Source organism: Pseudomonas lini (genome assembly GCF_030812475.1).
GTDB classification, from domain to species: Bacteria; Pseudomonadota; Gammaproteobacteria; order Pseudomonadales; family Pseudomonadaceae; genus Aquipseudomonas; species Aquipseudomonas lini_A.
This window is the reverse complement of record NZ_JAUSSR010000006.1, coordinates 18,498-35,323: the sequence shown is the minus strand read 5'-3', so window position 1 is coordinate 35,323 and position 16,826 is coordinate 18,498. Positions and strand designations below refer to the sequence as shown.

Here is a 16,826-nt window from a genome sequence, read left to right as displayed (position 1 = left end):
TGCTAAGAACCTCTATACAGACAGGCTAAAATGCGCGCCCGGCTATCCGCTGATCCTTTTCTAACGCGCCCCACAAGGTTCGCTACGTGATCGAGTTTCAAAACGTCCACAAAACCTACCGCGTCGCCGGTAAGGATATTCCCGCCCTGCACCCGACCAGTCTGACGATTGAAAACGGTCAGGTATTCGGCCTGATCGGCCACTCCGGCGCGGGAAAAAGTACCCTGCTGCGCTTGATCAATCGCCTGGAAAACTCCAGCGGCGGCAAGATCTTTGTCGATGGCGAAGAAGTCACCGCGCTTGATGCCAACAGCCTGCGGCGCTTCCGTCAGCAGGTTGGGATGATTTTCCAGCACTTCAACCTGCTCGCGTCCAAGACCGTGGCCGACAACGTCGCGCTGCCACTGACGCTGGCCGGTGAACTGTCCCGCACCGAGATCGATCGGCGTGTGGCCGAATTGCTGGCGCGAGTGGGCTTGTCGGACCACGCGAAAAAGTACCCGGCGCAATTGTCTGGCGGCCAGAAGCAGCGCGTCGGCATCGCCCGTGCCTTGGCAACCAAGCCGAAAATCCTGCTGTGCGACGAGGCGACCAGCGCTCTTGACCCGCAGACCACCGCATCGGTCCTGCAATTGCTGGCCGAGATCAATCGCGAGCTGAAGTTGACCATCGTTCTGATTACCCACGAAATGGACGTGATCCGCCGGGTTTGTGACCAGGTGGCGGTGATGGACGCCGGGGTGATCGTCGAGCAAGGTTCGGTGGCCGAGGTGTTCCTGCATCCCAAGCACCCGACGACCAAACGCTTTGTGCAAGAAGACGAGCAGATCGATGAAAGTGAACAGCGCGATGATTTCGCTCACGTACCGGGTCGCATCGTGCGCCTGACCTTCCAGGGCGAAGCGACCTACGCGCCATTGCTGGGGACCGTCGCTCGGGAAACCGGTGTCGACTACAGCATCCTGGCCGGGCGCATCGACCGCATCAAAGACGTTCCCTACGGGCAATTGACCCTGGCCGTGACCGGCGGCGACATGGAAGCGGCGTTCGCTCACTTCACCGCAGCCGACGTCCACATGGAGGTCCTGCGCTAATGGAAGTCCTGACAAGTTTCTTCGCCAATATCGACTGGTTCGAGATCTGGCTGGCCACCGGCGATACCTTGCTGATGCTCTTCGGTTCGCTGTTGTTCACCGTGCTGCTGGGCCTGCCGTTGGGCGTATTGCTGTTCCTCTGCAGCCCGCGTCAATTGCTGGAAGCCAAGGGCGTCTATGCAATGTTGTCGCTGGTGGTGAACATCCTGCGTTCGCTGCCGTTCATCATTCTGTTGATCGTGATGATTCCGTTCACGGTATTGATCACCGGCACTTCGCTGGGGGTCGCCGGTGCGATTCCACCGCTGGTGGTAGGCGCCACGCCGTTCTTCGCGCGACTGGTGGAAACCGCTTTGCGTGAAGTGGATCGCGGCATCATCGAGGCGACTCAGGCGATGGGCGCGACGACGCGGCAGATCATCACCAATGCTTTGCTGCCGGAAGCTCGCCCGGGCATCTTCGCGGCGATTACCGTAACGGCCATTACCCTGGTGTCCTACACGGCGATGGCCGGTGTGGTTGGCGCTGGCGGCCTGGGCGATCTGGCGATCCGTTTCGGTTACCAGCGTTTCCAGACCGATGTGATGGTGGTCACCGTGGTGTTGCTGCTGGTGCTGGTGCAAGTGCTACAAACCGTTGGCGACAAGCTGGTCGTACACTTTTCTCGTAAATAAGCTTTTTAATTAAATGCATGAGCCGGCCATTCGCTGGCAGGCGCCGAAGACAGGCGTCTCACATGGAGTTAGCTGAATGAAAAAACTACTCGCCGCATTCGCTGCCGTTGCAGCCTTTTCCGCCCACGCTGCCGACACACTGACCGTTGCTGCCACCCCGGTCCCGCACGCGGAAATCCTCGAATTCGTCAAACCGGCCCTGGCCAAGGAAGGCGTGGACCTGAGGGTCAAGGTGTTCACCGACTACATCCAGCCGAACGTGCAGGTGGCCGAGAAGCGTCTGGACGCCAACTTCTTCCAGCACCAGCCGTACCTCGATGAATTCAACAAGGCCAAGACCACCAACCTGGTGGCCGTGACCGGCGTCCACCTGGAGCCATTGGGTGCCTACTCCAGCAAGTACAAGGCGCTGACCGAACTGCCAGGCGGCGCCAACGTAGTGATCCCGAACGATGCCACCAATGGCGGCCGTGCGCTGTTGCTGCTGGCGAAGGCCGGCCTGATCAAGTTGAAGGATTCGAACAACATCCTGTCGACTGTGAAGGACATTACCGAAAACACCAAGGACCTGAAATTTCGCGAACTGGAAGCCGCGACCATCCCCCGCGTGCTGACCCAGGTCGACCTGGCGCTGATCAACACCAACTACGCCTTGGAGGCCAAGCTCGATCCGGCCAAGGATGCGCTGGTTATCGAAGGCAGCGATTCGCCGTACGTGAACATCCTGGTATCTCGTCCGGACGACAAGGACAGCGAAGCGATGAAGAAGCTGGTCGCTGCCTTGCACAGCCCAGAAGTGAAAGCCTTCATTCTCGAGAAGTACAAAGGCGCGGTAGTGCCGGCGTTCTGATCTGAGGCTTTAACGAAAAATGGGGCGCATTGAATGCGCCCCATTTTTTTATGCCTGAAACACGGCCCCCTGTGGGAGCGAGCCCGCTCGCGATGGTCGCCAACGATAACGCGGGGTGTCAGGCCTCCAGCGTTATCGTTAACGACCATCGCGAGCAGGCTCGCTCCTACAGAGGTTTGTGGCGCTTTTATTTGCGGTTAAGCATCACCGGCAACTGCGCTACCAACTTCACATTATTCAACGGCGCCCGAATAAACCCGCGCTGCGTCCCGTCCGGCCCGATCACCGCGAGATTGCCGCTGTGATCGACGGTGTAATTGGGCTTGCTGGTGTCTGCCGGAATGAACGGGATGCTCACCGCATTGGCCAGCTTCTGAATGTCTTCGACCGATGACGCCGTCAGCCCTATGAATTGAGGATCGAAGTAGCCCAGGTATTGCTTGAGCTGCTTGGGCGTGTCGCGGTTCGGGTCGACGCTGATCAGCACGATCTGCAGCTTGTCCACGGCCTCAGGCGGCAGTTCGCTCTTGATCTGGCGCAGCTGGGCGAGGGTGGTCGGGCAGATGTCCGGGCAGAAGGTGTAGCCGAAGAACAGCAGCGACCATTTGCCTTTGAGCTCGTTGACCGACACTGGCTTGCCGTCCTGGTCGGTCATCGTCACATCCGGCAGGTTGCGGCTTTGCGGCAGCAGGATGATCCCGGCATCGATCAGTGCCGTCGGGTCCCCTTGGCCTTTGCCGGACAGGACTTTGTTGATGGTCAGCCCCAGGACCAGCGCGATCAGGGCGACGAGGATGAAGACGGTTTTCTGGGTTCGAGTCATAGGTTCAACAGTAAGTAGTGGTCTACGAGCAGCGCGATAAACAGCAGGAACAAGTAGTAGATAGAGTACTTGAAGGTGTTGATCGCCGCGTGCGGCCGAGTGCCACGGTACAGCACCACGGCCCATTGCAGAAACCTCGCGCCCAGGCCCAGTGCGCAAATCAGGTAGAGGATGCCGCTCATGTGGATCACATAAGGCATCAGGCTAACGGCCAGCAGCGCAAAGGTGTAAAGCAGGATGTGGACCTTGGTGTAGTGCTCGCCGTGGGTCACCGGCAGCATCGGGATGTCGGCTTTGGCGTACTCCTCTTTGCGGTGAATGGCCAGGGCCCAGAAGTGCGGCGGGGTCCAGGCGAAGATGATCAGCACCAGCAACAGGGGTTCGGCGCTGACGTGGCCGGTGGCGGCGGTCCAGCCGAGCAGGGGCGGGGCGGCGCCGGCCAGTCCGCCGATGACGATGTTCTGCGGCGTCGCGCGTTTAAGGAAGCCGGTGTAGACCACGGCATAACCGAGCAATGACGCGAGGGTCAGCCACGCGGTCAATGGGTTGGTGAAGGCGAGCAAAATGGCTTGGCCAAGCACCGCAAGGACCAGGGCAAACGTCAGTGCGGCAGCCGGTGATACCCGGCCCTCGGCCAATGGCCGTTTATGAGTGCGCGCCATGACCGCATCGATCCGGCGGTCCACGACGTGGTTGACCGCCGCCGCACCGCCGGCACACAGGGCGATCCCCAGGTTGCCGAACACCAGCACTGTCCATGGCACCCCTGCGCGGGTCGCGAGGAACATGCCGACGAGCGAGGTGATCAGCATCAGCACCACCACTTTCGGCTTGGTCAGCTCCAGGTAGTCGCGCCAGATTGCCTGGCGATGACGTTCGCCGGTCAGAATCGCCATGGCATCTCTCCTTTTATTGTTATGGGCCCGGCCGAATGTCTACGCGGGCTGAAGCGCCAGCGTGCAGGGGTTTGCTGCTTGACCCGAACCAGACTGGTCCGCGCGTGATAGTTGACCAATACCAATGTCAGCAAGAGTGCCGCGCCGCCGGCGTTGTGAGCGACCGCCACCGGCAGTGGCAGGTGAAACAGCACGTTGCTGATACCAAGGGTGATTTGTGCGGCGAGGGCTGTCAGTACCAGCCCGGCCAGGCGCGTCATGCCGACCATCTTCAGTTGCCATGCCAGCCCGAGCAAAACCAGCGTTACCAGCAGGGCACCGATACGGTGAGTCAGGTGAATCGCGGTGCGGGCATCGCTGTCCAGTTGTCCGCCGAGGTAATTGGGGCCAATGTGCTGAGTCAGGTGAAAGCCGTTGGCAAAGTCGGCAGGCGGCAACCATTGCCCGTGACAAGTCGGAAAGTCGATGCAGGCTACCGCCGCGTAGTTGGAACTGACCCAGCCGCCGAGAGCGATCTGTCCGATGACCAGTAGCAACCCGGCGGTCGCCCAGTACTGCAACCGACGCGGTACCGTCAGCGCCGGCAATACGCCGGACAGGCGCAAGGTCAGCAGAAACAACAGGCTCAAGGTCGCAAAGCCGCCGAGCAAGTGCCCGGTCACCACTTGCGGCCAGAGCTTGAGCGTCACCGTCCACATGCCGAATGCCGCCTGGGCAATCACCACGGCTAATAAAAACAGCGGCAACTTCACCGGTTGCCCAGGATGACGCCGATGTACCCAGGCACGGCCGGCCAACACCGAGATCAACAATCCGAGAGTGCCGGCGAAGTAGCGATGGACCATCTCGTTCCAGCCCTTGTGGGCTTCGACAGGCGCATCGGGAAAGTGCAGCTCGGCATGGGCCAGTTGGGCTTCGCTGTTGGGCACGCTGATAAAGCCGTAGCACCCCGGCCAGTCCGGACAGCCAAGGCCGGCGTGGGTCAGGCGGGTATAGGCGCCGAGCAACACCACAATCAGTGCCAGCAAGGTGGCAAACAGCGCGAGGCGAAATCCAGGTTTGGCCATGACGATGCCCTTATCCGATGTTCGACAGTTTCAATAGATGGCGCAGGTCGTTGAGCAGGTCTTTGCCTTTGACCTTGGGGTCGTAGCGCAGCACCAGATTGCCGTGAGGGTCGATGATCCACAGCTGCGGCACGGTTGCGTCCCCGGCCGTCTTGCTGAAAGTCGTCAGGTCCATGGGGTAGCGTTGCAGTTGCGGGTACTCGCGCGTCAGCCTGGCGTCGTAATCGCTGCTCAGCGGTTGCGCCACGGCCAGGGCGTGACTGGCGCGCCCGGCATCACGGCCGAGGCCGATCTGGACTTGCCGCGCCAGGTACACCAGCTGCTGGCAATCGACCGAACACGCCTTGGGGGCGGTAACCAGCAGCTGCCAGCGCTCCTCCTGCGCTTGCACACCGATGTCCGCGCGGGTCTGGCCGTTGCCGATCAACTCGCCGTGATAACTGCGGCCCTCCGGCACCCAGAACTGAAATTTGTACATGCCGGTGGCAAGGATCATCGGGCCGATCACCCCCAGCAGGATCAGTAACAACTGTAAGCGACCCTTACGCCGACTCGGTGGGGTTTTCGCCTCAGACATGTTGGGTGGATTCATGGCCGCTCCCATGGTGTTTCTCCTTTGCGTTGTGCCAGCCGAGATAGAGATACAGGCCGAACAGGGCGATCGACATCGCGAACCACTGCACGGCATAAGCCAGATGCTTTTCCGGCCCCATGGCCACCACCGGCCAATCGGCCTGGTAAGTCGCGGGGCCGCTTTCTGCGCGTAGTTCATAGGCAAAACCGTCACGGTCCAGCGCGGTCCAGAGCCTGGCCGGCTCGACGGCGGTCACCAGCTGTGGCCAGGTCGTGGCGTTCGGGTCGGCGTGAAGTTGAAAAGTGGCGCCGGGGGAGACATAGACCCAGGCGTCGAGACTCAATGCCTCTTTGGGGGTGATGAATTGCGGTGGGGTGCGCCGGTCCGGCCACGGCAGCCAGCCGCGATTGACCAGCAGCCACAGTCCGGTAGCCTGATCCTGAAAGGGTTGCAGCAGTTCGACGCCGACCTTGCCGTCGCGCTGGCGGTTATCCAGCAGCAGGCTGTGCGCGGCATCGAACTGGCCGTGGAGGCGAACGCGGCGGAAGGCCGGATCCTGGGTGTGTTGCAACTCGGTACTGGCCATCGGTTCAGCGAGCCGGCGTTCGGCATAGCTTTGCAAAAGCGCGCTTTTCTCCGCGCCCCGGCTCAACTGCCAGAACCCGAGTGAAACCAGCATGGGCAGCAACAGCGCGACCACCAGGGTCGGCACGATGCCCGGCCGGAAGCGCTTCATGGCATTGCCAGAAAGTCGATAATCGCGATAGCTATACTCAAGTGCATCGCCTTTCCCCCGGAGTTTCACCATGCTCAAAGCAGCCATCGTCCTGATGCTGATTGCCACGGTTGTCAGCCTGTTCAGCGGCCTGTTTTTTCTGGTCAAGGACGACAGCAGCTCGAACCGCCTCGTCATTGCCTTGAGTGTTCGTGTCGCTCTGGCCGCCATCACCGTCGGCTTGATTGCCTGGGGGTTCTTCAGCGGCCAGCTGGTGTCCCACGTTCCGTGGTAGCTACAAACCACAAGCTGCAAGCTTCAAGCGCTCCAGACTTGAGGCTTGCCGCTTGAAGCTTGCCTCTGTCTTCAGAGCACATAGACGAAAACGAACAGCCCGATCCATACCACGTCCACGAAGTGCCAATACCAACTCGCCGCTTCGAAGCCAAACTGATGCTCGTTATCGAAGTGCCCACGCATGATCCGCATCAGCATCACGAACAGGATGATGGTGCCGATGGTCACGTGGGCACCGTGGAATCCGGTGAGCATGAAGAAGGTCGCGCCGTAGATGCCCGAACCCAGGGTCAGGCCCAGTTCATGGTAGGCGTGGATGTATTCTTCGGCCTGGAAGCCGAGGAACGCGCAGCCCAGTAGCACGGTGATTGCCAGCCAGACTTTAAGCGCGCCGCGATGGCCCCTTTTCAAAGCGTGGTGGGCGATGGTCACGGTGACGCTGGAACTCACCAGCAGCACGGTATTGAGTAAAGGCAGACCCCAGGGGCTGATCACGTCCTTGGGTGCCGGGAAGAGTTTCGGATCAGGGTTGTTCAGCAACGGCCAGGTGAATTCGAACGCCGGCCACAGCATGTGGGCGATGCCTTTGACACCTTCACCGCCCAGCGCCGGGCCTGTGACGTTGCGCACATAAAATAATGCGCCGAAGAAAGCGATGAAGAACATCACCTCCGAGAAGATGAACCAGCTCATGCCCCAGCGGAACGAGCGATCCATCTGCGCGCTGTACAACCCTTGGCGACTTTCCTTGATCACTGTCCCGAACCAGCCGAACAACATGTAAGCCAGCAACAGGCCCCCGACGAAAAAGATCAAGGGGCCATGGGAGTCCGGCCGCGCTGCCTTCAGGTCGTTGAACCAGGTGGCCAGGCCGAACACCGTGACGAACATGCCGACCGTGGCGATGATCGGCCATTTGCTCTGGGCCGGAACGTAATAATGCTCATGAGTTGCCATTTATTGTTCTCCTTATCGGGCACGCTCAGCCGCCAGTATTTACAGCCACCGGTGGATGTCGGGCGGTGATGTCGAACAGCGTGTAGGACAGCGTGAGGTGCTTCACATCCTTGGGCATGTCGCGATCAACGATGAACCGTACCGGCATCTCGATCCGTTGACCGGGCTGCAGCACTTGCTGGGTAAAGCAGAAGCATTCGGTCTTGTGGAAATACGCCGCCGCGCTGCTGGGCGCGATGCTGGGTACTGCCTGGGCGCTCATCGGGCGGTCGGTCGGATTGTGGGCGATGAAAATCATCTCGTTCACCGCCCCCGGGTTGGCCGTCAGCTCGTCGCTCTTGGGGTAGAAATTCCAGGACATGTCGGCGGAGTTGGTCGACAGGAACTGCACGCGCACTTGCCGCGAGGTATCGACCGTTTGTTCACCCTCGTACTGCCCGGCGGTCTTGCCATTGATGCCGAACGCCTGGCACATCACGTCGTAGATCGGCACCAGGGCAAAGCCGAAGATAAACATCGCCACCACCACCAACAGCAGGCGAGTGACCAGCTTTTTCATCGAAATCGAATCAGCCATGGCTTCCAACCTCTACGCCAAACCCTGTAGGAGCGAGCTTGCTCGCGAAAAACCTGAGAACGCTGCGGGGTATCAGGCTGTCAGCGTTATCGTTGACGACCATCGCGAGCGAGCTTGCTCCTACAAGGTTGGGCGTGTTCATTTCACTTCCGGCGGCGTGGTGAACGTGTGATACGGCGCCGGTGACGGAATGCTCCACTCCAGCCCCTCGGCCCCATCCCACGGTTTGGCCGGTGCAGGCTCCCCGCCACGAATAGTCTTGATCACAATGAACAGGAAGAAAATCTGCGTGGCACCGAACATGAACGCACCAATCGACGACACCATATTGAAGTCGGCGAATTGCAGGTTGTAGTCGGGAATCCGCCGGGGCATTCCCGCCAGTCCCACGAAATGCATCGGGAAGAAGGCCATGTTCATGCCGATGAACGATAACCAGAAGTGCAGCTTTCCGAGGGTTTCGTCGTACATGTGGCCAGTCCATTTCGGCAACCAGTAGTAGGCCGAGGCGAAGATCCCGAAGATCGCCCCTGGCACCAGTACGTAGTGGAAGTGCGCGACCACGAAGTAGGTGTCCTGGTACTGGAAGTCCGCCGGGGCGATGGCCAGCATCAGGCCGGAGAAGCCGCCGATGGAGAACAGGATCACAAACGCCACCGCGAACAGCATAGGCGTCTCGAAGGTCAGCGAACCTTGCCACATGGTGCTCGCCCAGTTGAACACCTTGACCCCCGTAGGCACCGCGATCAGCAGCGTGGCGTACATGAAGAACAGCTCGCCCACCAGCGGGATGCCGACCACGAACATGTGGTGCGCCCAGACGATGAACGACAGGAACGCAATACTGGCAGTGGCGTAGACCATCGAGGTGTAGCCGAACAGCGGTTTGCGCGAGAAGGCCGGAATGATCGAGCTGACGGCACCGAAGGCCGGCAGGATCATGATGTACACCTCGGGGTGACCGAAGAACCAGAACACGTGCTGGAACAGCACCGGATCACCACCACCGGCCGCACTGAAGAAGCTGGTGCCGAAATGGATGTCCATCAGCATCATCGTCACGCATCCGGCCAGCACCGGCATCACTGCAATCAGCAGGAAGGCGGTGATCAGCCAGGTCCAGACGAACAGCGGCATTTTCATCAGCGTCATGCCGGGGGCGCGCAGGTTGAGGATGGTCGCGATCACGTTGATCGCGCCCATGATCGAACTGATCCCCATCAAGTGGATGGCGAAGATGAAGAAGGTCACGCTTTCCGGGGCGTAGGTCGTCGACAGCGGGGCGTAGAACGTCCAGCCGAAGTTCGGCCCGCCACCGGGGGTGAACAAGGTCGATACCAGCAGGATGAAGGCCGCCGGCAGCAGCCAGAAGCTGAAGTTGTTCATTCGCGGCAGGGCCATGTCCGGCGCGCCGATCATCAACGGGATCATCCAGTTGGCGAGGCCGACGAAGGCCGGCATCACCGCACCGAACACCATCACCAGACCATGCATGGTGGTCATCTGGTTGAAGAATTCCGGCTGGACGATTTGCAGTCCCGGCTGGAACAGCTCGGCGCGAATCACCATCGCGAACGAACCGCCGAGCAAGAACATGGAGAATGCAAACCACAGGTACAGCGTGCCGATATCCTTGTGGTTGGTGGTCAGCACCCAGCGCATCAGGCCTTTGGCGGGGCCGTGGGCATGGTCGGTGGCATGACCGTGGTCATCGATAACGGCGCTCATGGCCTGTCTCCTGCAAACAGATGGGCTGGGCGGGCCGGGGCGCGATGCCCCGACCGGTTCCTTGAATGCGCAATAGGCCGGGTCATTTGCTTTCCGCCTGTTTCAGCTCCAGCACTTCTTTTGGCGTGACCATGTCGCCCTTGTTGTTGCCCCAGGCGTTACGTTCATAGGTCACGACCGCCGCGATATCGACTTCCGAGAGCTGCTTGCCGAACGCAGCCATGGACGTGCCAGGTTTGCCATGGAAGACAATGTTCAGGTGATCCTTGATCGGTCCGGTGGCGATTTTCGAGCCCTTGAGCGCCGGGAACATCGGCGGCAGGCCCTGGCCTTCGGCCTGGTGACAGGCCACACACGTGGTGTGGTAGACCTTGTCGCCGCGCTCCTTGAGTTCGTCGAGGGTCCATTCCTTGCTGGTCAGCTCTTTAAGCTGCGCGGCTTCGGCCTTGCGCTCGCCCAGCCACTTTTCGTAATCGGCCTTTTCCTTGACCTCGACCACGATCGGCATGAAACCATGGTCCTTGCCGCACAGCTCGGCGCACTGGCCGCGGTAGAGGCCGGGCTTCTCGATCCGGGTCCAGGCTTCGTTGACGAACCCCGGGATCGCATCGCGCTTGACCGCGAAAGCCGGTACCCACCAGGAGTGGATGACGTCGGCAGAGGTCACGAGGAAGCGCACCTTGGCGCCGATCGGCAGCACCAGGGGCTTGTCGACTTCAAGCAGGTAATGCTCGCCCTTGGCTTCCTTGTTGTGAATCTGATCGGCGGGCGTGGCCAGGTTGCTGAAAAACTCGACGTCCTGGCCCAGGTATTTGTAGTGCCACTTCCACTGATAGCCCGTGACCTGGATATCGATATCCGGTTCAGTGGCGTCGTACATCTTGATCAGGGTTGCGGTCGCCGGAATCGCCATGGCCACCAGGATCAGGAAGGGCACGATGGTCCAGAGGATTTCGACGGTGGTGCTTTCATGAAATTTTGCGGCCACCTGCCCGGTCGAGCGGCGGTGGAGAATCATCGACCAGAACATGGCCCCGAAGACGATGATGCCGATCACTACACAAATCCAGAAAATGGTCATGTGCAGGTCAAATACTGCGTGACTGATATCAGTCGCTCCAGGCGCCATATTCACAGTCCATGCGGCGTGTGCCGGACTGAAAATCGACCACAACAGGAGGCCCATCCAGACTTGTGGATGTCGCATCATTGCGGGTTCCCCTTATCGTTCTTTTTATCCCGCCGGCTTTCACCTGCGGCAAGGGAGCGGCTTTTTCAGACTACGAACTTGAATTGCCAGGCCTTGCTGCGTGTGCAGTCGGGCGTCATCAGCTAACTCCATTCCAACCCGAGTATAGACAGCGACTGCCACCTCGCAACGTGGCGGCGTAAATCGAGTGAAACAGCTGGGACTTGCGTTCCAGGGTACGAATGGAGAAGGATGCAGACGAGTGGTCACACTTAGATATAACTGAGATGTCTCAAGGATGAAACATTTATGAAAAATGCGTCTTAGCATTTTTTCTACGACAGCTAAGTTATGTCTTCCCTATTTCATTGCCTTTGTTCCCTGGAGTTTTCATGAACACCGCCGCATTGCGCGAGCAGATCCAAAAAGCCCAACAGCACGAAGCCGAAACCGGCCTGCTGACTCGTCAGCTGGAAACCCAACTGCCACACCTTCACTCCGCCATCCAATTGCCAGAGGTCGATGCCAACGGCGTGATGACGCGTTTTGTGGCCGCGTATATCGAGCAAGTACCGGACCTGCTGGATGCAGCCAATGAAGTCGCCAGGGAAGCGGGCATCGAATCGCAGATCAAGCCGGTGCTGAAAATCGCCGAACAGTTCTTCCTTCAGCCCCCCGCGATCATGGCCGGTCACGTTGGCCTGGACAGCCTGCTGGATGAAGCCTATCTGGCGCACCGCCTGGTCGAAGAGGTCAATGACCTGTACATCAAGCATTTTGGTCAGCCACTGATCCCATTGGACATGACTGTTGCCAACCTGATTGCTCATCATTTGATCGGTGAGGAATTCGCCAACCAACTGGATGAGGCGGTGCATCACGCCGTCGACGAGATGCTCAACGAAGAGAGTTTCGCGCTGGAGTCGGTGGAAGCCTACCGAGAGAAACTCAACAGCCCGGACACCGGTGCTGCATGGAAACGCTGGCCATGCCTGTCGCGCCAGCTGGGCGTGGGCCTGGAGCTGGATCAACCGGCAGCTTGACGCAATATCTTCATGCCCCTGTAGGAGCGAGCTTGCTCGCGATGGTCGTTAACGATAACGCGTTTTTTACTGGCTAAACGCGGCGCTCTTGAATCCATCGCGAGCAATCGAGCGTCGACCGGCTGCTCCTACAAAGGGCGATTTATGTAGCTGAGCCTACACCGGACGTAGTGCGCAAGCGCCCCTCCAACCTGCGCTTCAACCCCCGCGCCTCAATCAGCAGTTTCGAGCCCTTGGCCGCATTGGCCCGTCCCCATTCCTCAAGCAACTCCAGGCACGAGTGATCGATGTAGCTCAGGTTATTGAGCGGCACATGCACCGTTGCACCCGCGGGAATGGTCCCCAGCACTTGTGTCAGCGCCGGCACCTTGAGAAAGGTGGCTGCACCGGTCAATCGCAATTCCATTTCGCCGTCCCGGGGCAGATCGATCAGGCTGATTTTCAGGCGTGAGGCCTTCCAGGCAAGCTTGGCCAAGGTCAGGCCGAAGCCGATCAGCACGCCGGTCAGCAAATCAGTGAAGATGATTGCCAAGGCGGTCGCCGCGTAGGTGAACATCGGCATCCGGCCATAACGACCGAGACCGCGGAACGCCTTGAGGTCGACCAGCTTGAAGCCGGTATAAACCAGAACCCCGGCCAGGCTCGCCACCGGGATGCTTTGCAGCACGCTCGAAAGCAGCAGTACGAAGCCCAGCAACCACAGGCCATGGAAAATCGTTGAAAAACGTGTGGTGGCGCCAGCCTGAACGTTGGCCGAACTGCGCACGATCACGCCGGTCATCGGTAGCGCCCCGAGCAGACCGCAGAGCATGTTGCCGACACCCTGTGCGGACAGTTCCCGATCGAAGTCCGAACGTTCTCCACTGTGCATGCGGTCCACCGCAGCGGCCGAAAGCAGGGTTTCGGCGCTGGCGATGAAGGCCACTGCAAATGCTGCGATCAGCAGCGCGGGATCCGCCAGGTTGAGCAGGTCCGCAGGTTTCAACCAGTCGATGGCTTCTGCCAGGTTGGCCGGGACCTCAACGCGCTTGACCTGCAATGCGAGTACCAGGCTGGCGACTGTTGCCAGGCCGACGCCGAGCAAGGCGCCGGGAACGAAGCGCAGGGTGTGCGGGCGGAACTTTTCCCACAGATACATCACTGCAATGGTTGCCAGGCCGAGCACCCCCGCCTGCCATCCAAACGACGGCAAGGCCTGGGCTACAGCGGCCGGAAAGGCTGCCAGGTTGTCCAGTCCGGAAGGTTTGGGAACGGCGTCGAGCATCACATGAATCTGTGACAGCACGATCAGCACGCCAATCCCGGCGAGCATGCCGTAGACCACCGCTGGCGCCGTTACCCGAAACCAGCAGCCCAGTTTCAAACGCCCTGCCACCAGTTGCAGAAAACCTGCGAGCAGCAGGATCGGCCCGAGCATGGCGATGCCATGCTGACGCACCAGTTCGAACACCAGAACGGCCAGGCCTGCCGCCGGACCGCTGACTTGCAAAGGTGATCCAGCGAGCCAACCCACCACCAGGCCACCGATGATTCCGGTGATCAAACCTTTGGCGGGCGGTAACCCCGAAGCAATAGCGATACCCATGCACAAGGGTAAAGCCACAAGAAACACAACCACCGAAGCCAGCAGCTCCCGTGGCAGAACAGCTTTCAGTTGCGCAGCACGCATGGTGATTCTCCTGAAGTTTTTTCAGGCATGGCAAAGCCAGGCTGCTCGATCGGCAGCCTCGGCTAAACCACACTTAGGAGGAGTTAAAAGCGCGCTTTGGGCGTCGCCACGGGAATTGGATGACTGCCATCGAGCGGCAGGAAACAACCCTTATCGGCGTCGTAAGCCTTGATTTCGCTGGTTTTGATGCTGTAGACCCAACCATGGATAAACAGCTGGCCGTTGGCCATGCGCGAGGCCACCGACGGATGAGTGCGCAAATGCTGCAGCTGCGCGATCACATTCTCTTCGGTGAGAACGTGCATGCTTTCGGCTTCGTCAGCGCAATGACAGTTTTCCTGGACCATGGTTTTCGCCACTTCGGCGTGGCGCAACCAGGCTTTGACCGTAGGCATCTTCTCCAGGCTTTGCGGGTTGAGTACCGCACGCATGGCCCCGCAGTCGGAGTGTCCGCAAATAATGATGTGCTGCACGCCGAGGGCCAGTACCGCGTATTCGATCGCAGTGGAAACACCGCCATTCATTTGCCCATACGGCGGAACCACATTGCCGACGTTACGGATCACGAACAGATCGCCAGGGGCGCTTTGGGTGATCAGCTCTGGAACGATGCGCGAATCGGCGCAGGCGATGAACATCGCTCTGGGGCTCTGGGCCGTGGCGAGTTTCTTGAAGAGTTCTTCCTGCTGTGGAAAAACCTCGTGATGAAAATGCAAAAAGCCGTCAACGATATGCTGCAGCGCTGCATCGGCGGTTTCCGCCTCCGGTTGGGCTGAAGCCGACGCAGCCAACGGCTGTTTATCCTTGTCACTCATGATTCATCCTCTTTGGCGGAGTCAGTCGGGGAATTTTCCCGTGTTATCCGATGTGAAGCCAGTGGCTGTTTCAAAAACATCCAGGTCGGCTCTCGACCCGTCAGTCACTCGATGAACAAGGTAGCCGCCGAAACTTAATTGAAACTGAATGAAACGCTCTAGTACCTGTGTTCCAGGTCACAAAAAACGTGACCAAGGTATGTGAGGCCGGTCCCTTCTATTAAACCATAGGCCAATTGTCCTCAAATCAATGACATCTGGCGCCCTGGCGGACAGAAGGCTGCGCAATCCAGATCGAAACCGTCCCGCCTGTTGAGCCCCAGGCGTTTGATGGTTTTGGCAAAACGTTGCGCCAGCAGGTCGGCAAACGGACCTTCGCCGCGCATCCGGCTGCCGAACCGACTGTCGTAGAGCTCGCCGCCACGACTCTGGCGGATCAGGCTCAAGACATGAGCTGCACGCTGAGGATAGTGGGCTGCCAGCCATTCTTCGAACAGTGGCGCCACTTCGAGGGGCAGGCGCAACATCATGTAGGCCGCACTTTGCGCGCCGGCTCCATGGGCTTCGGCAAGCAGGCTTTCGAGTTCGCTGTCGTTGATCATTGGAATCATCGGCGAGCACAACACACCCACCGGAACTCCCGCTTCACGCATCACCCGAATGGCTCGCAATCGGGCCTTGGGCGCCGCCGCACGGGGTTCGAGGATGCGTTTGAGCTCGTCGTCCAGGGTGGTCAGGCTGATCATCACCGCCACCAGCCGTTGTTCGGCCAGCTCGGCCAGCAGGTCCAGATCGCGCAGGATCAGCGAACCTTTGGTGATGATGGTTACCGGGTGGCGGTAACGCAGCAGTACTTCAAGGGTTCTGCGAGTGATCTTGTGTTCGCGCTCGATGGGTTGGTAGGGATCGGTGTTGGAGCCCAGGTTGATCGGCGCACACTGATAGCCCCGCCTGGAGAGTTGTTCCTCCAACACATCCGCAGCATTGGTCTTGGCGATCAGCTTTGTTTCGAAATCCAGCCCTGGTGACAGGTCCCAATAGGCGTGACTGGGCCGCGCGTAACAATAAATGCAACCGTGCTCGCACCCGCGATAGGGGTTGATCGAGCGATCGAATGGCAAGTCCGGCGAGTTGTTGCGGGTGATGATGGATTTCGCCGTCTCGATCCGCACCTCGGTGCCTTGGGTCAGCGGCGCTTCCTGATACCAGCCGTCATCCTCGGCCACCGAGCGGTTCTGGGCGAAGCGGTTGTGCGGATTGGTGGCGGTGCCGCGACCGCGGGGAGGTAGGGGAGTAGCCATCGATGCGGTCCTTTAGCTGTATGTCTATACAGTATAGGAGCCCAGTGAAAGCCGCCAGTGCCGTTCGGCACTTGGATGTATTCATTTTCAGTCAGTTGTTCTTGTTAAGTTAATTCTCAAAGTTTCATGTAACGATGAGCAATATTTTGCCCGTGGCGCTATTTGAAGATTCATCAGTACCATCCCTTTACACGGCGTGGCCGTAAAACTCATTATTAAAAGGATTTAATTAATGTCGAACTATAATCAGCGTGGCATATTTCTTCAACTCGCGGGTCCCTCTATCGTCAGCCCGAAAGAAATCAGGGTTTCCATGCAGTTTGCTCGAAAACAGGAAGCTTACGACCCCGGAAAAGGGGGAGAATTCTATTATCTTTTCGACTGCAACTACACTCGCGAGGCCGTATCGAATGATGGTGGCGTGACCTTTACCATGAAAGCAACCCCTGACATTGACGGCGACGGTACTATCGATGCCCAGGACAAAGCCATTCTGGTAGGACTGGCGAAAGCTTATTCGAAAATAATTAATCCCTGAGGGCGCATATCTAATATTC

18 protein-coding genes are annotated in these 16,826 nt (G+C 59.2%); 6 read left to right on the top strand and 12 right to left on the bottom strand.

Features of this window, described 5'->3' with window-relative positions:
* The first annotated feature begins 86 nt into the window (after nt 1-86).
* The 3 genes from J2W17_RS12850 to J2W17_RS12840 all read left to right on the top strand — a co-directional run bounded on the left by J2W17_RS12850 (nt 87) and on the right by J2W17_RS12840 (nt 2,618).
* On the top strand, nt 87-1,094 hold the full coding sequence (locus J2W17_RS12850; protein WP_307334242.1) for a methionine ABC transporter ATP-binding protein: 1,008 nt from the start codon (nt 87-89) through the stop codon (nt 1,092-1,094).
* A complete protein-coding gene (locus J2W17_RS12845; RefSeq protein ID WP_307334238.1) occupies nt 1,094-1,768 on the top strand; it encodes a methionine ABC transporter permease in 675 nt (224 codons plus the stop codon). The genes J2W17_RS12850 and J2W17_RS12845 overlap by 1 nt, the downstream gene beginning before the upstream one ends.
* A gap of 76 nt (nt 1,769-1,844) precedes the next feature.
* Nucleotides 1,845-2,618 carry a MetQ/NlpA family ABC transporter substrate-binding protein gene (locus J2W17_RS12840; RefSeq protein WP_307334235.1) on the top strand — a complete coding sequence of 258 codons (774 nt, stop codon included), beginning with the start codon at nt 1,845-1,847 and terminating at the stop codon, nt 2,616-2,618.
* Nucleotides 2,619-2,805: 187 nt separating this feature from the next.
* Here the strand turns inward: J2W17_RS12840 and J2W17_RS12835 are convergent, their stop codons facing one another.
* Genes J2W17_RS12835 through J2W17_RS12815 form a run of 5 tightly spaced genes read right to left on the bottom strand, consistent with a single transcriptional unit; the run spans nt 2,806 to nt 6,714 of the window.
* The gene (locus tag J2W17_RS12835) at nt 2,806-3,441 is read right to left on the bottom strand and encodes an SCO family protein (protein ID WP_307334233.1); all 636 of its coding nucleotides are present in this window, start codon (nt 3,439-3,441) and stop codon (nt 2,806-2,808) included.
* Nucleotides 3,438-4,337 carry a heme o synthase gene (cyoE, locus tag J2W17_RS12830; RefSeq protein WP_307334230.1) on the bottom strand — a complete coding sequence of 300 codons (900 nt, stop codon included), beginning with the start codon at nt 4,335-4,337 and terminating at the stop codon, nt 3,438-3,440. The genes J2W17_RS12835 and cyoE overlap by 4 nt, the downstream gene beginning before the upstream one ends.
* Nucleotides 4,325-5,404, bottom strand: coding sequence for a COX15/CtaA family protein (locus J2W17_RS12825; RefSeq protein WP_307334226.1), 1,080 nt, complete (start codon nt 5,402-5,404; stop codon nt 4,325-4,327). The genes cyoE and J2W17_RS12825 overlap by 13 nt, the downstream gene beginning before the upstream one ends.
* Before the next feature lie 10 nt (nt 5,405-5,414).
* Nucleotides 5,415-6,008 (bottom strand): hypothetical protein, encoded by a 594-nt coding sequence (locus J2W17_RS12820; protein WP_307334224.1) that lies wholly within the window; start codon nt 6,006-6,008, stop codon nt 5,415-5,417.
* The gene (locus J2W17_RS12815) at nt 5,974-6,714 is read right to left on the bottom strand and encodes an SURF1 family protein (protein WP_307334221.1); all 741 of its coding nucleotides are present in this window, start codon (nt 6,712-6,714) and stop codon (nt 5,974-5,976) included. The genes J2W17_RS12820 and J2W17_RS12815 overlap by 35 nt, the downstream gene beginning before the upstream one ends.
* 70 nt (nt 6,715-6,784) lie before the next feature.
* On the opposite strand from J2W17_RS12815, the gene J2W17_RS12810 reads away from it, so the two are divergent.
* Nucleotides 6,785-6,988 carry a twin transmembrane helix small protein gene (locus J2W17_RS12810; RefSeq protein ID WP_008152470.1) on the top strand — a complete coding sequence of 68 codons (204 nt, stop codon included), beginning with the start codon at nt 6,785-6,787 and terminating at the stop codon, nt 6,986-6,988.
* A 71-nt stretch (nt 6,989-7,059) separates the two neighbouring features.
* Here the strand turns inward: J2W17_RS12810 and J2W17_RS12805 are convergent, their stop codons facing one another.
* The 4 genes from J2W17_RS12805 to coxB form a co-directional block, all read right to left on the bottom strand.
* Nucleotides 7,060-7,947: a cytochrome c oxidase subunit 3 gene (locus J2W17_RS12805; protein ID WP_307334215.1), complete on the bottom strand. Its 888-nt coding sequence runs from the start codon at nt 7,945-7,947 to the stop codon at nt 7,060-7,062.
* Nucleotides 7,948-7,972: 25 nt separating this feature from the next.
* A complete protein-coding gene (locus tag J2W17_RS12800) occupies nt 7,973-8,524 on the bottom strand; it encodes a cytochrome c oxidase assembly protein (RefSeq protein WP_307334210.1) in 552 nt (183 codons plus the stop codon).
* Nucleotides 8,525-8,662: 138 nt separating this feature from the next.
* A complete protein-coding gene (gene ctaD / locus J2W17_RS12795) occupies nt 8,663-10,252 on the bottom strand; it encodes a cytochrome c oxidase subunit I (RefSeq protein WP_064675263.1) in 1,590 nt (529 codons plus the stop codon).
* 82 nt (nt 10,253-10,334) lie between these two features.
* The gene (coxB, locus tag J2W17_RS12790; RefSeq protein ID WP_307334203.1) at nt 10,335-11,462 is read right to left on the bottom strand and encodes a cytochrome c oxidase subunit II; all 1,128 of its coding nucleotides are present in this window, start codon (nt 11,460-11,462) and stop codon (nt 10,335-10,337) included.
* Between the two features lie 371 nt (nt 11,463-11,833).
* On the opposite strand from coxB, the gene J2W17_RS12785 reads away from it, so the two are divergent.
* The gene (locus tag J2W17_RS12785; protein WP_307334200.1) at nt 11,834-12,484 is read left to right on the top strand and encodes a hypothetical protein; all 651 of its coding nucleotides are present in this window, start codon (nt 11,834-11,836) and stop codon (nt 12,482-12,484) included.
* 142 nt (nt 12,485-12,626) lie between these two features.
* On the opposite strand, the gene J2W17_RS12780 is transcribed toward J2W17_RS12785, so the two are convergent.
* The 3 genes from J2W17_RS12780 to J2W17_RS12770 all read right to left on the bottom strand — a co-directional run bounded on the left by J2W17_RS12780 (nt 12,627) and on the right by J2W17_RS12770 (nt 16,269).
* The gene (locus tag J2W17_RS12780) at nt 12,627-14,153 is read right to left on the bottom strand and encodes a SulP family inorganic anion transporter (protein ID WP_307334197.1); all 1,527 of its coding nucleotides are present in this window, start codon (nt 14,151-14,153) and stop codon (nt 12,627-12,629) included.
* A gap of 83 nt (nt 14,154-14,236) precedes the next feature.
* On the bottom strand, nt 14,237-14,968 hold the full coding sequence (locus J2W17_RS12775; RefSeq protein ID WP_307334194.1) for a carbonic anhydrase: 732 nt from the start codon (nt 14,966-14,968) through the stop codon (nt 14,237-14,239).
* 242 nt (nt 14,969-15,210) lie between these two features.
* On the bottom strand, nt 15,211-16,269 hold the full coding sequence (locus tag J2W17_RS12770) for a PA0069 family radical SAM protein (protein WP_307334190.1): 1,059 nt from the start codon (nt 16,267-16,269) through the stop codon (nt 15,211-15,213).
* Between the two features lie 232 nt (nt 16,270-16,501).
* On the opposite strand from J2W17_RS12770, the gene J2W17_RS12765 reads away from it, so the two are divergent.
* Nucleotides 16,502-16,807 carry a hypothetical protein gene (locus J2W17_RS12765; protein WP_307334187.1) on the top strand — a complete coding sequence of 102 codons (306 nt, stop codon included), beginning with the start codon at nt 16,502-16,504 and terminating at the stop codon, nt 16,805-16,807.
* Nucleotides 16,808-16,826 lie beyond the last annotated feature (19 nt).

What these genes read in the sequence shown, in the direction of transcription:
- J2W17_RS12835 (WP_307334233.1), bottom strand. Translation starts at nt 3,441, where the DNA reads ATGACTCGAACCCAGAAAACCGTCTTCATCCTCGTCGCCCTGATCGCG.
- J2W17_RS12765 (WP_307334187.1), top strand. Translation starts at nt 16,502, where the DNA reads ATGTCGAACTATAATCAGCGTGGCATATTTCTTCAACTCGCGGGTCCC.
- coxB (WP_307334203.1), bottom strand. Translation starts at nt 11,462, where the DNA reads ATGATGCGACATCCACAAGTCTGGATGGGCCTCCTGTTGTGGTCGATT.
- J2W17_RS12840 (WP_307334235.1), top strand. Translation starts at nt 1,845, where the DNA reads ATGAAAAAACTACTCGCCGCATTCGCTGCCGTTGCAGCCTTTTCCGCC.
- J2W17_RS12775 (WP_307334194.1), bottom strand. Translation starts at nt 14,968, where the DNA reads ATGAGTGACAAGGATAAACAGCCGTTGGCTGCGTCGGCTTCAGCCCAA.
- J2W17_RS12820 (WP_307334224.1), bottom strand. Translation starts at nt 6,008, where the DNA reads ATGGGAGCGGCCATGAATCCACCCAACATGTCTGAGGCGAAAACCCCA.
- ctaD (WP_064675263.1), bottom strand. Translation starts at nt 10,252, where the DNA reads ATGAGCGCCGTTATCGATGACCACGGTCATGCCACCGACCATGCCCAC.
- J2W17_RS12825 (WP_307334226.1), bottom strand. Translation starts at nt 5,404, where the DNA reads ATGGCCAAACCTGGATTTCGCCTCGCGCTGTTTGCCACCTTGCTGGCA.
- J2W17_RS12805 (WP_307334215.1), bottom strand. Translation starts at nt 7,947, where the DNA reads ATGGCAACTCATGAGCATTATTACGTTCCGGCCCAGAGCAAATGGCCG.
- J2W17_RS12810 (WP_008152470.1), top strand. Translation starts at nt 6,785, where the DNA reads ATGCTCAAAGCAGCCATCGTCCTGATGCTGATTGCCACGGTTGTCAGC.
- cyoE (WP_307334230.1), bottom strand. Translation starts at nt 4,337, where the DNA reads ATGGCGATTCTGACCGGCGAACGTCATCGCCAGGCAATCTGGCGCGAC.
- J2W17_RS12770 (WP_307334190.1), bottom strand. Translation starts at nt 16,269, where the DNA reads ATGGCTACTCCCCTACCTCCCCGCGGTCGCGGCACCGCCACCAATCCG.
- J2W17_RS12800 (WP_307334210.1), bottom strand. Translation starts at nt 8,524, where the DNA reads ATGGCTGATTCGATTTCGATGAAAAAGCTGGTCACTCGCCTGCTGTTG.
- J2W17_RS12845 (WP_307334238.1), top strand. Translation starts at nt 1,094, where the DNA reads ATGGAAGTCCTGACAAGTTTCTTCGCCAATATCGACTGGTTCGAGATC.
- J2W17_RS12780 (WP_307334197.1), bottom strand. Translation starts at nt 14,153, where the DNA reads ATGCGTGCTGCGCAACTGAAAGCTGTTCTGCCACGGGAGCTGCTGGCT.
- J2W17_RS12785 (WP_307334200.1), top strand. Translation starts at nt 11,834, where the DNA reads ATGAACACCGCCGCATTGCGCGAGCAGATCCAAAAAGCCCAACAGCAC.
- J2W17_RS12815 (WP_307334221.1), bottom strand. Translation starts at nt 6,714, where the DNA reads ATGAAGCGCTTCCGGCCGGGCATCGTGCCGACCCTGGTGGTCGCGCTG.